General features: G+C 70.5%; 11 protein-coding genes. 1 reads left to right on the top strand and 10 read right to left on the bottom strand.

Features of this window, described 5'->3' with window-relative positions:
• Positions 1–31 precede the first annotated feature (31 nt).
• The 10 genes from cydC to HDA40_RS19860 all read right to left on the bottom strand — a co-directional run bounded on the left by cydC (position 32) and on the right by HDA40_RS19860 (position 13251).
• Positions 32–1723: a thiol reductant ABC exporter subunit CydC gene (cydC, locus tag HDA40_RS19905; RefSeq protein WP_253758067.1), complete on the bottom strand. Its 1692-nt coding sequence runs from the start codon at positions 1721–1723 to the stop codon at positions 32–34.
• Positions 1720–3411, bottom strand: a complete 1692-nt coding sequence (gene cydD / locus HDA40_RS19900) for a thiol reductant ABC exporter subunit CydD (protein ID WP_253758065.1) — start codon at positions 3409–3411, stop codon at positions 1720–1722. The genes cydC and cydD overlap by 4 nt, the downstream gene beginning before the upstream one ends.
• 23 nt (positions 3412–3434) lie before the next feature.
• Complete coding sequence (locus tag HDA40_RS19895) at positions 3435–4115, bottom strand: cytochrome d ubiquinol oxidase subunit II (RefSeq protein WP_253758063.1); 681 nt, start codon at positions 4113–4115, stop codon at positions 3435–3437.
• A 9-nt stretch (positions 4116–4124) separates the two neighbouring features.
• Complete coding sequence (locus HDA40_RS19890) at positions 4125–5348, bottom strand: cytochrome ubiquinol oxidase subunit I (protein WP_253758061.1); 1224 nt, start codon at positions 5346–5348, stop codon at positions 4125–4127.
• Between the two features lie 90 nt (positions 5349–5438).
• Entirely contained in the window at positions 5439–6350 is a 912-nt protein-coding gene (locus HDA40_RS19885) for an aldehyde dehydrogenase family protein (protein ID WP_253758059.1), read from the bottom strand.
• Entirely contained in the window at positions 6340–7770 is a 1431-nt protein-coding gene (locus tag HDA40_RS19880) for an aldehyde dehydrogenase family protein (RefSeq protein ID WP_253758057.1), read from the bottom strand. The genes HDA40_RS19885 and HDA40_RS19880 overlap by 11 nt, the downstream gene beginning before the upstream one ends.
• Positions 7771–7775: 5 nt before the next feature.
• The gene (gene deoC / locus HDA40_RS19875) at positions 7776–8723 is read right to left on the bottom strand and encodes a deoxyribose-phosphate aldolase (protein WP_253758055.1); all 948 of its coding nucleotides are present in this window, start codon (positions 8721–8723) and stop codon (positions 7776–7778) included.
• A 347-nt stretch (positions 8724–9070) separates the two neighbouring features.
• The gene (upp, locus tag HDA40_RS19870) at positions 9071–9703 is read right to left on the bottom strand and encodes a uracil phosphoribosyltransferase (RefSeq protein ID WP_253758053.1); all 633 of its coding nucleotides are present in this window, start codon (positions 9701–9703) and stop codon (positions 9071–9073) included.
• A gap of 24 nt (positions 9704–9727) precedes the next feature.
• Positions 9728–11419 (bottom strand): phospho-sugar mutase, encoded by a 1692-nt coding sequence (locus tag HDA40_RS19865; protein WP_253758051.1) that lies wholly within the window; start codon positions 11417–11419, stop codon positions 9728–9730.
• 56 nt (positions 11420–11475) lie between these two features.
• A complete protein-coding gene (locus HDA40_RS19860; RefSeq protein WP_253758049.1) occupies positions 11476–13251 on the bottom strand; it encodes a serine/threonine-protein kinase in 1776 nt (591 codons plus the stop codon).
• Positions 13252–13475: 224 nt separating this feature from the next.
• Here HDA40_RS19860 and HDA40_RS19855 point away from each other — a divergent pair, with 224 nt between their 5' ends.
• Positions 13476–15050, top strand: coding sequence for an acyl-CoA mutase large subunit family protein (locus HDA40_RS19855; protein ID WP_253758047.1), 1575 nt, complete (start codon positions 13476–13478; stop codon positions 15048–15050).
• Positions 15051–15185: the final 135 nt, after the last annotated feature.

Below are 15185 nucleotides of genomic sequence, written 5' to 3'. Positions count from 1 at the left end.
CGCCAGCCGAAACCACTTGCTGGCGCAAGGATCAGGCGAGCTGCACGGCGGCGTCGAAAGCGCTTGTTTCGGAGGTTCGGTGCGTTACGAGGACAACTGTCCGGTGGCCGGCGTACGCCAGCACCCGGCGCAGAACCTCGTCCGCGTGCTGTGGGTCCAGGCCCTCGGTCGGCTCGTCCAGCAGCAACACCGGCGGCGCGTGGAGCAGCGCTCGCGCCAGTGTCAGCCGCTGCCGCTGACCGCCGGACATCGCGGCGCCTTCCTCGCCGACCAGGGTGTCCCAGCCGTCCGGCTGCGCCTCGATCCAGTCGAGCAACCCGGCCGCCTCGGCGGCGGCGTTCCGTTCCTCCAGGGTGGACGAACGACCCAGCGTCACGTTGTCCAGGACACTCGCGTGGAACACGGCGGCGTCCGCGAACAGTCCGCCCACCAAGTCGTACGCCTCCTCCGGCAGCGGCCGACCGGCGTACGTGACTGAGCCGTCGCTGGGGGCGATCGCGCCGGACAGCAGACCCAGCACCGTGGATTTGCCCGCGCCACTCGGCCCGACCAGGGCGGTCTTCGAACCCGGCGGCAACGTCAGCGAGAAGCCCTCCAGCGCTGGTACGCCGCCCTCGCGGTACCGGACCGTGACCTCGTCCAGCCGCAGCTCCCCGGGCTGTGCCGCTTCGTGCTCGGCGGTTTCGTGCAGATCACGGTTATGCATGCGATCTTGGGGCTCGGAAGCATGCGCATCCGTGATCTGCCGCCTTCCAGCGGCGGCGACGGAACGGTCAGCGGCGGGAGCGGCGGCGGAAGCGACAGCGGCGGCGGGAGCGAGCAGCGGCCGCAGGCGAGCGAGCGCCCCAGAGATCTCGGCGCGCTTGCGAGCAGCGGCGACCAGCGAAAGCGCGATCTCGCCCGCGGCGAGCGTGCCGACCGCGAGGACACCGATCCAGACGCCGGGGACGTCCTGGGCGAGTGCGGCGAGCACCACCCCGGCCGCGGTCGCGGCGATCACCAGCGAACCGAGTAGGTCCACGCCGAGCGCCCGCCGGGCCAGGCGCTTCTCCACCGTCGCCAGCTGTGCGGCCGTACCGGCCGCGGACTGCTCGAACGCTTCCCGGGCGCCGTACGCCGCCAGGTCAGCAGCGCCGTGCACCAGGTCGATCGTCGAGACGGCGTACGCGGCGCGCAGGGGAGCGAGTTCGGCACTGGCCGACGAAGTCATCCGGGCTGCCATCGCGGGGAGCAGCAGACCGCAGATCAGGAGGCCGACGGCCAGCACGAGCCCGGCGAGCGGGTCGATGGCGACGGCCGCCACCACGGCCACGGCGCCGGCCAGAGCGGCCGCGAAGGCCGGCAGCGCGACGCGTACGACCAGGTCCTGCACGGCGTCCACATCGGAGACCATGCGGGACAGCGCGTCACCCCGGCGCGCCACCAACGCGGGCTGCCGCGCGAGTGAGGCGAATACCCGCGCGCGTACCTCGGTCACGATGCGAAGCACGGCGTCGTGCCCGGCCAGCCGTTCGGCGTACCGGAAAGCTCCCCGAGAGATCGCCAGGGCGCGGACCGCGACGATGGCGACGGTGAGCGCGGTGATCGGGGGCTGGCCCGCCGCGGTCATGAGCAGCCACGTCGCGGTGGCCATGAGCCCGAGGCCGGACAGCTCCGTGACGGTCGCGAGCAGGCCCGCGCCGCCCAAGCGCCACAGCATCGGCCGGATCAGGTCCCACGTCATGCCGGCACCTCGGCTCGTTCGATGAGACGCCCGTCCTCGACCCGCACGACCCGCGTGGCCAGCCGCAGCATCGCGGGCCGGTGCGCCACGAACACCGCGGTCCGATCCGTCATGAGCCGCTCGGTCGCCTCGATCACCGCCTGCTCGCTCTTCGCGTCCAGCCGCGAGGTGGGCTCGTCTAACAAGATCAATTCACTGTCATTACGCAGAAAGGCGCGGGCGAGGGCGAGTCGCTGGCGTTCCCCGCTGGACAGGCCGTGACCGCGCTCGCCCAGCGGCGTGTCGAGGCCGTCCGGGAGACTCGCCACGACCTCGTCGAGGTACGCCGCCCGAGCCGCCGCCTCGATCTCGGCCCGAGTCGCCTCCGGCGCCCCGAGAGCGATGTTCTCGGCGAGGGTGGCCGCGAAGAGATGCGCCTTCTGCGGTACCCACGCGAGGCGCCGCCGCCAGGCGTCGAGGTCGTCTTCCCCACGCAGCACCGCGCCGGTCGTCGGCGTGACGAAGCCGAGCATGAGCCCGACCAGGGTGCTCTTGCCACCGCCGCTCGGCCCGACGAGGGCGATCCGGTCGCCGCGCCGCACCTCCAGGACGGCGTCCTTGAGGGCCGGCCCCCGCTCGTACTCGACGGTCACCCCGTCGATCCGCACGAGCACCGTTTGCTGCAGATCACGGTTATCCATGCGATCTTGGGCAGCCGTAGCCTGCGTATGCATGATCTGCACCGAGTCAGCGGCGGCGGGGGACTCGGCGGCGGCGATGAGGGTGAAGGCTTGATCGAGCGCGGTCAGCCCTTCCATGCTGGCGTGGAACCGGCTGCCCGCCGCGCGAAGCGGCGCGTACGCCTCCGGCGTGAGCAGCAGCACCAGCAGCGCGGTCGAGAGGGTCAGGCTGCCGCTGAGCAGCCGTAGCCCGACCGGGACGGCGACCAGTGCCACGGAGATGGTGCCGACGAGTTCGAGCACGAGCGCGGAGAGGAAGGCGACCCGCAGCGTCTGCATGGTGGCGACCCGATGCTGGTCGGCCATCTTGCGTACGGCGGAGACCTGGGCCTGGGCGCGGCCGAAGGCCCGCAGCGTCGGCAGGCCCGCCACCATGTCGAGGAAGTGCCCGCCGAGCATTTGCAGCCGTCGCCACTGCCGCTCGGTGGTGGCCTGGGTCTGCCAGCCGATGAGGATGCCGAAGATCGGCAGCAGCGGCAGTGTCACGAGCACGATGATCGCGCTGGTCAGGTCGCTGGCCGCGAGCGTGATCAGGACCGCGGCGGGCACCGTGACGCTGAGGATCAGCTGCGGCAGGTACCCGGTGAAGTAGCCGTCGAGGGCGTCGAGCCCGCGTCCGGTGAGGGTGGCCAGCTCGCCCGCGCGTTGCCCGGTCAACCAGGCCGGTCCCCGATCGCCGACCGCCTTGACCAGGTCGTCGCGGAGCTGCGCCTTGACCGTCGCCGACATGCGGGCCGCGGCCAGGCCGCTCGCCGCGGCGAGCAGTGCTCGCAGGCCGAGCGCCACGACGAAGCCGGCCAGGGCGACCGCGTCGAGTCTGCCGTCCGCGGCCGCCACGAGCGTCCGCGCCAGGGCGTACGCCGATCCGACGGCGGCCAGGGCGACACCGGCGCCCGCCGCCGCGAGCAGCGCCGCGTCACCCCGGGCGGCCGGCGCCGCCCGGAGCAGCCGAGGATCGAAAGGCCGCATGCTGGCAGTGAAGCAGATCCGGGTCAGCTCGCGACGGGAGCCTGGCGCGGGTGTCGCGTACGGAACATCCACCAGGTTGCCGCCTGAGCCAGGAGCACGAGCGGGAGCAGGGCGTACGCGGCCGGTCGGACCAGGTCGAGGGTGGCCGAGTCGGCAACGTGCCAATCCACGGCACTGCCCGCCGCGAAGGTGAGCGCGAGGATGGCGACGCTCGTCCCACCCAAGATCGGCCAGCGGCGGGAGACGAACGCCCAACCGTGCAGACCACCCAAGGCGAGCAGACCGAGCGCGCATCCGCCGGTCACCGCGGTGACCTGGAAGTCGCCGCCCTGCCAGAGGCCGCCGAGCGTCGCGCCCCAGCCGATCAGGGCCAGCGCCCCGCCGATGCGGGCCACCCCGTCCAGGACGCCCACGCCGCCGGGCGTACGCCGGAACAGCCGGAGGCCGTAGGCCGCGGTCACCAGGACCACGCCGAGCAGCGCCACCCCGACCGGTACGCGTTGCTGCGACAGCAGCTCACCCTCGTTCAGCGGGTACGCCCCGAAGAGCAGGCCGACCGCGCCCACGAGCCAGACCTCGTTGCCGAGGAACACCGGGGCGACCCGGTCGAGGTCGGCGCGCCCCCGCGAGACCAGGGCGACGCCGTAATCCAGTCCACCTAGGACGAAGTAGCCGCCGAAGAGCAGTGCGAGCAGGAAAGTCATCACAAGTCCTTAGGCCAGCGGGGTCAGGGCGTCGGGAGCGGGGTCCACCGGGCCTCGGTTGGCGGCCCGGGCGATCAGCACCCAGTCGGTGACCGCCAACGCGACGAGGACGGTCGTGAAGACCGCGTACGCCGTGAGCATCGCGCCGGCCGAGCCGCCCGGCGTGACCGCGTCCTGCAACGGGAGCAGCCCGTACGCCGCGAACGGCTGCCGGCCGCCCTCCCGGAACAGCCAGCCGAGGCTGGCCGCCAGGAACGGCAGCGGAATGGCCAGGAGCAGCAGATAGAGCGGGAACCGCCAGCGGATGATCCAGTCCCGGAAGAACAGCGGGATTGCGAACATCACCATGGGCAGCAGATTGCCGATGAGGATCATGAAGCCGAGGGCCGTGCTCGCGTACGCGGGCAGGTTGTAGTCGCCGGGGCCGAACCGGGCGGTGAAGTCGGCCACGGCCGCCGCCTTCGCCGCGTCGTCACCGAACTTGGTCGGCTGGAGGTCGGCGACGAAGCCGTACTGGGCGTAGCCGAAGCCGACCACGAAGAAGCCGCCGATGGCCGCGGTCACCACGCCGAGCCGCAGGGACTTGCGGAAGAACTCCACTTCCTGCGTACGCCGGATGAAGTGCCACGCGCTGATTCCGGCCATCACGAAGCCGCCGACCGAGATGGCCGCGAACACGACGTGCGGGAGTGCCATCACCAGCGACTTGTTCGACAACAGCGCCCCGATGTCGGTCAGCCGGATGACGCCGTCGGCGCCCTTGTCGTAGCCGACCGGGTGCTGGAGGAACGAGTTGGCGACCATGACCCAGAAGACGCTGGCGTACGCCGTCAGCGCGACCAGCCAGATCAACGCGGTGTGCACCCAGCGGTTCAGCCGCCCCCAGCCGAAGATCCACAACCCGAGGAAGGTGGACTCCAGGAAGAACGCGATGATCGTCTCCATCGCGAGCGGCGCGCCGAACACGTTGCCGAGGTAGTGCGACAGCCCGCTCCAGCTCGTCCCGAACTGCAACTCCAGGACCACGCCGGTGGCGATCCCGAGGAAGTAGTTGATCACGTAGAGCCGGCCCCAGAAGCGGGTCTGCCGCTCGTACATCGGCTTCTTCGTGATCGCCCAGGTCGTCTGCAGGACGACCAACAGCGTCACCAGTCCCAGCGTCAGCAGGACGAACAGGAAATGGATGATGGTGGTGGTCGCGAACTGCAACCGCGCGATCTCCAGGACAGTCACGGGATCAAGCTACTTCCGAGGTTTCTCCCACGGATCGGGAATCCCCCCGAGGCGTCCCCCAAATCACATCCCCTAGGTGGTCTTCTCGCGCTAGTAGGCGGTACCCTTCGCGCCCTCGAAGCTCTTGGGATGCCAGACCGTCTTGGTCTCCAGGAACGGCGTCATGCGGCTCAGGCCCGGATCGGCCGACCAGTCCACCGCGGCCGGGCGTACCAGGCGTTTGAGCGTGTCGGCCGCCGCGATCTCCAGATCCTTGGCCAGCTCCGCGTCCTCGATCCCGGCCAGGTCCAGGCCGTTGACGTCGGAGTGCGACGCCAGCCACGGCGCGATCTCGGCCGGCGAGCCGGTGAGGATGTTCACCACGCCGCCCGGCAAGTCCGATGTGGCCAGTACCTCGGCCAGCGTGATCGCGGGCGTCGGCCGCGGCTCGCTCGCGACCACCACCACCGTGTTGCCCGTCACGATCGCCGGCGCCACCACGCTGACCAGCCCCAGCAGGGCGGGCTCGCGTGGCGCCACGATCGCGACCACGCCCGTCGGCTCCGGGGCGGAGATGTTGAAGAACGGCCCGGCCACCGGGTTCGCCCCGCCCACGACCTGCGCGACCTTGTCGCTCCAGCCCGCGTACCAGACCCAGCGATCGATCGCGGACTCGACCTCCGCGGTGGCCGCGCTCGCGGCGAGGCCGAAAGTTCGCAGCTCCGCCACGAACTGATCGCGGCGCCCCTCCAGCATCTCGGCCACGCGATACAGGATCTGACCCCGGTTGTACGCCGTCGCGCCGGACCACTTAGCGACAGCGCCCCGAGCGGCCAGTACGGCGTCGCGCGCGTCCTTGCGGGACGCCTGGGAGGCGTTGGCCACGAACTGCCCCTTCGCGTCGGTGACGACGTAGCTGCGGCCTGACTCGCTGCGCGGGAACGCGCCCCCGATGAACAGCTTGTAGGTCTTTCGGACCGCCAGCCTCGCGCTGTCCTTGGTGGCGCTGTCTCTAGTGGGCAAGGTACGCCTCCAGGCCGTGCCGGCCGCCTTCGCGACCGTAACCGGACTCCTTGTAGCCGCCGAACGGCGACGTCGGGTCGAACTTGTTGAACGTGTTGGCCCACACGACCCCGGCGCGCAGCTGATCCGCGACGGCGAGGATGCGGGAGCCCTTCTCGGTCCAGATCCCGGCCGACAGCCCGTACGGCGTGTTGTTGGCCTTCTCGATCGCCTCGGCCGGCGTGCGGAAGGTGAGCACCGACAGGACCGGGCCGAAGATCTCCTCGCGGGCGATCCGATGGGCCTGCGAGACCCCGGTGAACAGGGTCGGCGCGAACCAGAAACCGCGGGCAGGCAGCTCGCACGGCGGCGACCAGACCTCGGCGCCCTCCTGCGACCCGGCCGCCGTCAGCTCCTTGATCCGGGCCAGCTGCTCGGCCGAGTTGATCGCGCCGATGTCGGTGTTCTTGTCCAGCGGATCGCCGAGCCGCAGCGTCGCCATCCGGCGCTTGAGCGATTCGAGCACCTCGTCGGCCACCGACTCCTGGACCAGCAGTCGCGACCCGGCGCAGCAGACGTGCCCCTGGTTGAAGAAGATGCCGTTGACGATGCCCTCGACCGCCTGGTCGATCGCCGCGTCCTCGAAGACGATGTTGGCGGCCTTGCCGCCCAGCTCCAGGGTGACCTTCTTCTTGGTCCCGGCCACGGCGCGGGCGATGATCCGGCCGACCTCGGTCGACCCGGTGAACGCGACCTTGTCGACGTCCGGGTGGTTGACCAGCGCAGCCCCGGTCGCGCCCGCGCCGGTGAGGATGTTGACCACGCCCGGCGGCAGGTCGGCCTGCTGGCAGATCTCGGCGAACAGCAGCGCCGTCAACGGGGTCGTCTCGGCGGGCTTGAGCACCACGGTGTTACCGGCCGCGAGCGCGGGCGCGATCTTCCAGGCCAGCATCAGCAGCGGGAAGTTCCACGGAATGATCTGCCCGGCGACGCCGTGCGGCTTGGGGTTCGGACCGTAGCCGGCATGGTCGAGCTTGTCGGCCCAGCCCGCGTAGTAGAAGAAGTGCGCGGCGACGAGCGGCAGGTCGACGTCCCGGGACTCCCGGATCGGCTTGCCGTTGTCCAGCGACTCCAGGACGGCCAGCTCGCGGCTGCGCTCCTGGATCAGCCGGGCGATCCGGAACAGATACTTCGCCCGTTCCGCCCCGGGCATCGGGCCCCAGACCTTCTCGTACGCCCGCCGCGCCGCCGCGACCGCGCGGTCGACGTCGGCCTCGGTCGCGTCCGTGACCTCGGCGAGGACCTCCTCCGAGGCGGGGGAGATCGACTTGAACGTCTCCGTCCCCTCGACGAAGTCGCCGTCGATGAACAGCCCGTACGAGGGCTTGAGGTTGACGATCGCGCGCGACTCGGGCGCGGGCGCGTACTCGAAAACAGCCATGGCGCTCAGTCCAGAGTGACGTAGTCGGGACCGGAGTAATGCCCGGTCTTCATCTTGTTGCGCTGCAGCAACAGGTCGTTGAGCAGCGACGAGGCGCCGAACCGGAACCAGTGCGGGTCCAGCCAGCCGTCCCCGGCGGTCTCGTTCACGAGCACCAGGTACTTGATGGCGTCCTTGGACGTCCGGATGCCCCCGGCCGGCTTCACCCCGACCTGCCGGCCGGTGGTCGCGAGGAAGTCCCGGACCGCCTCCAGCATGATCAGCGTCACGGGCGGGGTCGCGGCGGGCGAGATCTTGCCCGTCGACGTCTTGATGAAGTCCGCCCCAGCCAGCATCGACAGCCACGACGCTCGGCGGACGTTGTCGTAGGTCACCAGCTCGCCGGTCTCCATGATCACCTTGAGCCGGGCGTCGCCGCAGGCGCCCTTGACCGCCACGATCTCGTCGAACACCTCGAGATAGCGGCCGGCCAGGAACGCGCCCCGGTTGATCACCATGTCGATCTCGTCCGCGCCCGCCGCCACGGCGTCGCGTACGTCGTCGATCTTGACCTTGAGCGACGCCTGACCGGACGGGAACGCGGTCGCCACGCTGGCGATCTTGACCGTCGAACCCGCCACGATCTCCCGGACGTCGGCGACCATCGACGGGTAGACGCAGACGGCGGCGGTCGAGGGACAACTCGGGTCGAGCGGATCGGGCCGCAGCGCCTTGGTCGCCAGCGCCCGGACCTTGCCAGGGGTGTCGGCGCCCTCCAGCGTCGTCAGGTCGACCATGCTGATCGCGAGATCGATCGCGAACACCTTCGACGACGTCTTGATCGACCGGGTGCCGAGCGCGGCCGCACGGGCGTCGGCCCCCACCTTGTCCACGCCGGGCAACCCGTGCAAGAACGCCCGCAAGGCGGCATTCGACCCGGTCACCTCGGTAAGCGCAGGTGCGGTGACTGTCATGCCCGAAAGCCTATCTCCGCCCGCCGTCGCCCCGCCGCCGCTCCACCCTCGCCCGCTCGGCTCCCGCCCGCTCGGCTCCCGCCCGCTCGGCTCCCGCCCCGCTCGGCTGCTTTCCGCGCGATCATGAACTTATCGCCATGATCGACCGGCGTGTCGTGTCCGCCGTGCCCTGATCAACTCCCCGCCGCCCTGATCAACAGGGAGCTGACCCGGCGGCGGTGAGCCATTGCCCGTGCGTCGATGATCATGGCCGCAAGGAGTTGATCAGGGTACTCGGTACGCGACACGCCGGTTGATCACGACCTTTAGTTCATGATCGCGCAGAAAAGGCGGGTGGGAAGAGGGGGTCAGAAGCGGGGCATGCCGCCGAATTGGCGGTCGCCGGCGTCGCCCAGGCCGGGGACGATGAACATCTGCTCGTTCAGGCGCTCGTCGACGCTGGCGGTGACGAGCCGGATCGGCAGCCCGGATCCCTCCAGGCGGGCGATGCCCTCGGGCGCGCAGATGACGCTGAGCACGGTGATGTCGGTGCAGCCCCGGTCGACCAGCAGCCGGCAGCAGTGCTCCAGCGAGCCGCCGGTGGCCAGCATCGGGTCGAGGACGAGCACCGGCAGGCCGCGCAGGTCGGCCGGCAGCGACTCCATGTACGCCCGCGGCTCGAAGGTGTGCTCGTCGCGGGCCAGCCCGACGAAGCCCATGGACGACTCCGGGAGCAGGGCCAGGACGGCGTCGGCCATGCCGAGTCCGGCGCGCAGCACCGGCACGATCAGCGGCGGGTTGGCCAGTTTGGTGCCCTGCGCGGTGGCGACCGGGGTCTGCACCGGGTACTTCTCGGCCGCGAAGGACCGCGCGGCTTCGTACGCGAGCATGGTGCTCAGCTCGTGCAGGGCGGCCCGGAACGTCGCGGAGTCCGTGCGGGCGTCGCGCATGGCGGTCAGCCGGGACTGGGCGAGCGGGTGATCAACGACGAGTACGTCCACGGATTCACAACCTACCGGTAACTGTTAGGGCGCGACCGACCAGATGCCCAGCGCGGCGGCGGTTTCCGTACGCAGAGCGGTGAGGGCGGCGCTCGCCCGTTCCCGTGCGGCGGCCAGGTCGCCGTCCACGACCGCCTCCCGCACCTCCAGGTACGCCTTGAGCTTCGGCTCGGTGCCGGAGGGCCGGACGACGACCCGGCATTCGCCCGTACGCAGGATCACGACGTCGGCGTCGGGCAGCAGGTCCTCGGCCGAGCTGACCGGTTCGTCGAGCAGTGTCGTCGGGGTCTTCGACCGCAGCCGGGCCATGGCGTCGGAGATCTCGGTGAGGTCGTCGACGCGTACGGAGAGCTGGTCGGTGGCGTAGACGCCATGCTGGGCGGCGATCTCGTCCAGCCGGTCGGCGAGCGTACGCCGTTCGGCCTTCAACCCGGCGGCCAGCTCTGCCACCATCAGGGCGGCGGTGATCCCGTCCTTGTCGCGTACGCCGTCGGGGTCGACGCAGTAGCCCAGGGCTTCCTCGTATCCGAAGCACAGGTCGGCGGCGGATCGGGAGATCCACTTGAACCCGGTCAGCGTTTCGGCGTACCCGAGGCCGCGTTCCGCGGTCAGCGTTTTGAGCAGCGAGGACGAGACGATCGTGGTGGCGTACGTGCCACGGCGGCCCCGTCGCATCAGGTGGTCGGCGAGCAGGACGCCCACTTCGTCGCCCCGGAGCATCCGCCAGCCGCCCGGGGAGGCGGGCGCGGGGATCGCGACGGCGCACCGGTCGGCGTCCGGGTCGCTGGCGATCGCGATGTCGGCGTTCACCTGCTTGGCCAGCGCGATCACCCGGTCCATCGCGCCGGGCTCCTCCGGGTTGGGGAAGCTGACCGTCGGGAACGTCCCGTCCGGAGTCCACTGTGCGTCGACGTGGTGCGGCTCGGCGAACCCGGCGCGGACGAACGCGTCGGCCGCCACCTGGCCGCCGACTCCGTGCATCGGCGTGTACGCCACCACGAGGTCACGCGGTCCGTCGGCGTCCACAGTCGACGCCGCCCGGTCCAGGTACGCCGTCACGATGGACTCGTCGAGCAGCTCACCGGCATCGCCGAGGGGCAGGTCGGCGAGCTTCGTCACGGTGGCGATCCGGTCCGAGATCTCACCGTCGACGGGCGGGACGATCTGCGCGCCCGCGCCGAGCGCGCCGCCGAGGCGGGCACCGAGGTAGACCTTGTATCCGTTGTCCTGCGGCGGGTTGTGCGACGCGGTGACCATCACGCCGGCGCTGCCGCCGAGGTGGCGTACGGCGAAGGCGAGCAGCGGCGTCGGCAGGTTCCGGGGCATCACGAGCGCACGCAGCCCGGCACCGGTCGCCACCCGCGCGGTCTCCTCCGCGAACTGCTTCGAGCCCCGCCGGGCGTCGTATCCGATGACGATCGGCTCCGCCGCCGTCGTCTCGTTGGCAAGCAACCAACTGATCAAGCCCGCCGCCGCCTGGCGTACAACTGCCAGATTCATGCCGTTGGGACCGGCCCGCAGCGGCCCGCGCAGACCGGCCGTCCCGAAGGTCAGCGGCCCGGAGAACCGGTCCGCCAGCTCGGCGGTGTCGCCAGCGTCGAGCAGCGCGGTCAGTTCGTCGCGATCGGCCGGATCGGGATCGTCGTCGATCCAGGCGCGGACGCTGGCCAAGAGCGACTCGGTGAGCGCGGGGTCTGGCGCGGTGTGGTCGGTCATGGGCGATTTTTAGCACAGTGCTCCGCGCGATGTCCCGGGATCGGGAGAGCCGTGCGCTACACCAGGGCGAAAGTCTGTGCGATCTCCTCGAAGACCGGCTTGGCCTCATCCCAGTCGCTGGCCTCGGTCGAGGTCTGGATGCGGTAGGTCTTGCCGTCCGCGGTGATCACCGTATATGTCCCGTGGCGCTGGTCCTGGCCCTTCGGGGTGCACAGGTACTCGAGCTGGCTGCCGTCCTGGGCGGCGAGCGTGGTGGGCGTGATGCCCAGCTGCTCGTAGGTCTCGCAGGTGCTGGTTCGCTGGAGGTCCTTGACCTTCGAGTCGACCGCGCTGTCCACGTTCTTGCCGCTGTAGACCTGGACCCGGACGTAGCGGTTGGTGACCTTGGGATCGCGGTACTCGATGCCGTTGGCGATCCCGCTGCCCTTCTTCCAGCCGATCGGGAAGGTGATCTTGTAGCCCTTGCCGGTGTAGACCACCGGCTGGGCCTGCGGACTGGCGGGCGCGCTGGCGCTGGTCTTCGGGCCGGGGCTGGTGGACCCGGCCTCGGGCGTCCCGGAACCGCCGAACAGGCTGCTCGCGGCGGCCACCGTGCCGATGAGCACCACCGCGGCGAGCCCGGCGGCCAGGCCGATCCGGGCACCCTTGGGCAGCCCGCGGAACTTGTCGACCAGTGAGCCCGAGCTGCGCTTGACCGGCGGCATCGCCCCAGTCGGCAACTGTGGCATCGCGCCCGTGGCCTGCATCGCCCCGGCCATGTTCCCGCTCATCGGCGGGCCGGACGGCAGATTGCCGGCGCCGAACTGGGGCATGTCGCCGGTGGCCAGCAGCGCCCGGCCGCCGACCTGCTTGGGTGGCTTGCCCGCCACGGGCGGGCTGGTCGGCGCGACCGCGGTCGGGTCGGTCCACTGCCCCTGCGGCGTCGGCATGACCGACCACGGGTCGGTGTAGCTCGGCGCGCTGGGCTGCTGCGCCAGGTCCCCGGCGAGCAGGTCACGCAGCGTCACGCGGGCTCGGGGCACGTCCCAGCGGCGGGACGGGTCCTTGATCAGCAGACCGCCGAGCACGTCGACGAGCGGCCCGGCCAGCTGCATCGGCGCCGGCGGCTCCTCGACCACCGCGTGCATGGTGGCCAGCGGGTCGCCCTTGTCGAACGGCGGACGCCCCTCGACCGCGGTGAACAGCGTGACGCCGAGCGAGAACAGGTCGCTGGGCGGCCCGAAGGCGTGCCCCATCGCGCGTTCCGGCGAGATGAAGTGCGGCGAGCCCAGCACCATGCCCGGCGTCGTGAGCTGCACGTCGCTGGGCATCCGGGCCACGCCGAAGTCGGTGAGGACGCAGCGGCCGTCCTGGCAGATCAGCACGTTGGCGGGCTTCACGTCGCGGTGCAGCACCCCGGCCGCGTGGGCGACCTCAAGCGCGCCGAGCAGGGCGACGCCGATCTTGGCCACGGTACGCGGGGCCAGCGGGCCGCCTTCGATGACCATGTCCGCCAAGCTGCGGGCGTCGAGCAGTTCCATGACGATCCACGGCCGGCCGCCCTCGGTGACGACGTCGTAGACCTGAACGACGGAGGGGTGCGCCAACGCGGCCGCCGCCCGAGCCTCACGCATCGTCCGCTCGTACATCGCGTCCCGGTCGGATGCCGCCATCCCGGGCGGGCAGACGACCTCCTTCACGGCCACATCGCGGCGAAGCAGGTTGTCCGAGGCACGCCAGACCGTGCCCATGCCGCCGGTGCCGATCGCGGTACGCAGGGAGTAGCGCCCGCCGATGACGGTGCCCGGCGCCGCTCGTCCGTCGCCGGGGGAGCTGTTCCAGGTGGTGGGCATGGGGGTAGTCACTTTGCCGCCGTCTCGTGGGGAAACTGTGTGCAGTGGCCGTCGGACGGGCCTGGTTACCCGGGGTGGGGATTGGCCAACCGCCCCATTCTGCGTGAGAAATGTGGCAAATGAAAGCCGAGCCGAGTGACCACTCTCTGTCATCAGGAGATCGGCGAGGGTATGTGGGAAAGACCTCATCCGCCGTCTGCGCCGTTCATCCTACGATCAGCGGTATGACTGAACGTCGGTTAAGCGAGTCCGGCTTCCCGCTCAAGCCCGTCTACGGACCGGCTGACGTGCCCGAACGCGACTCCGAGCAGCCGGGTGAGTACCCGTTCACCCGGGGGGTCTATCCGACGATGTACACGACGCGGCCCTGGACGATGCGGCAGTACGCCGGATTCGGCACCGCCGCGGAGTCGAACGCGCGCTATCACCACCTCCTCGAGGCCGGGACGATGGGCCTCTCGGTCGCCTTCGACCTGCCCACTCAGATGGGCTACGACTCGGACGAGCCGATCGCGCACGGCGAGGTCGGCAAGGTCGGCGTGGCGATCGACTCGGTCGACGACATGGGCGTGCTGTTCGACGGCATACCGCTCGACAAGGTCTCGACGAGCATGACGATCAACGCCCCCGGCAGCGTCCTCCTCCTGCTGTACCAGCTCGTGGCGGAGAAGTCGGGCGTACCGGGCAAGGCGCTCAGCGGGACGATCCAGAACGACATCCTGAAGGAGTACATCGCCCGCGGCACGTACATCTTCCCGCCGAAGCCGTCGCTGCGGCTGGTCGCCGACACGTTCGCGTACTGCCGGGCCGAGGTCCCGAAGTGGAACACGATCTCCATCAGCGGCTATCACATGGCCGAGGCGGGCGCGACGCCCGTGCAGGAGATCGCGTTCACGCTGGCCAACGGCATCGAGTACGTGCGCGCGGCGATCGCGGCCGGGCTCGCCGTCGACGACTTCGCGCCCCGGTTGTCGTTCTTCTTCGTCGCACGGACGACCCTGCTGGAGGAGGTCGCCAAGTTCCGGGCCGCCCGCCGGCTCTGGGCGCGGATCATGCGCGAGGAGTTCGGGGCGAAGGACCCGAAGTCGTGGATGCTGCGGTTCCACACCCAGACCGCGGGAGTGCAGCTGACCGCGCAGCAACCCGAGGTCAACCTCGTTCGGGTGGCGGTACAGGGATTGGGCGCCGTCCTCGGCGGTACGCAGTCGCTGCACACCAACTCGTACGACGAGGCGATCGCGCTGCCCACCGCGAAGGCGGCCCGCCTCGCCCTGCGTACGCAGCAGATCCTGGCGTACGAGACGGATCTGACCGCCACGGTCGACCCGTTCGCCGGGTCCTACGTGGTCGAAGCGCTCACCGACGAGATCGCCCAGGCCGCCGACGAGCTGATCCAGCGCGTCTTCGAGTACGGCTCGTCCGTCGACGCCATCGAGGCGGGCTTCCAGAAGCGAGAGATCGAGACCTCGGCGTACCAGGTGGCCCAGGAGATCGACTCCGGCGCGCGGACGGTCGTCGGCGTCAACCGGTTCACGCTCGACGAGGAGGAGCCCTACGAGCCGCTCCGGGTGGACCCGTCGATCGAGCAGGCGCAGGCCGACCGGCTCGCCCAGTTGCGACGGGACCGGGACAACAGCGCGGTCACGGGAGCGTTGGCGCAGCTCAAGAAGGCCGCCGAGGGTACGGAGAACGTGCTGCACCCGATGAAGGAGGCCCTGGCCGCACGGGCGACCGTGGGCGAGGTCTGTCACGCTCTCCGCGACGTGTGGGGGACATACCGCCCGGCCGATCGGTTCTGATCGAGACATCCGGTCGGACGAATCGTCGTCGCCCGTCACCCGAACGCCTCAGCCGAACCTCCACTCAGTTGACTACTCGCACCAGGTGTGCGACGCGCGTACCGGGGAAAGAGTGATCGTGCCTGGGGACCCCGA

The sequence above is a fragment of the Hamadaea flava genome (assembly GCF_024172085.1).
Lineage (GTDB): Bacteria > Actinomycetota > Actinomycetes > Mycobacteriales > Micromonosporaceae > Hamadaea > Hamadaea flava.
Note: the sequence above shows the minus strand (reverse complement) of the source record. Positions and strands in the feature narration are given on the sequence as shown.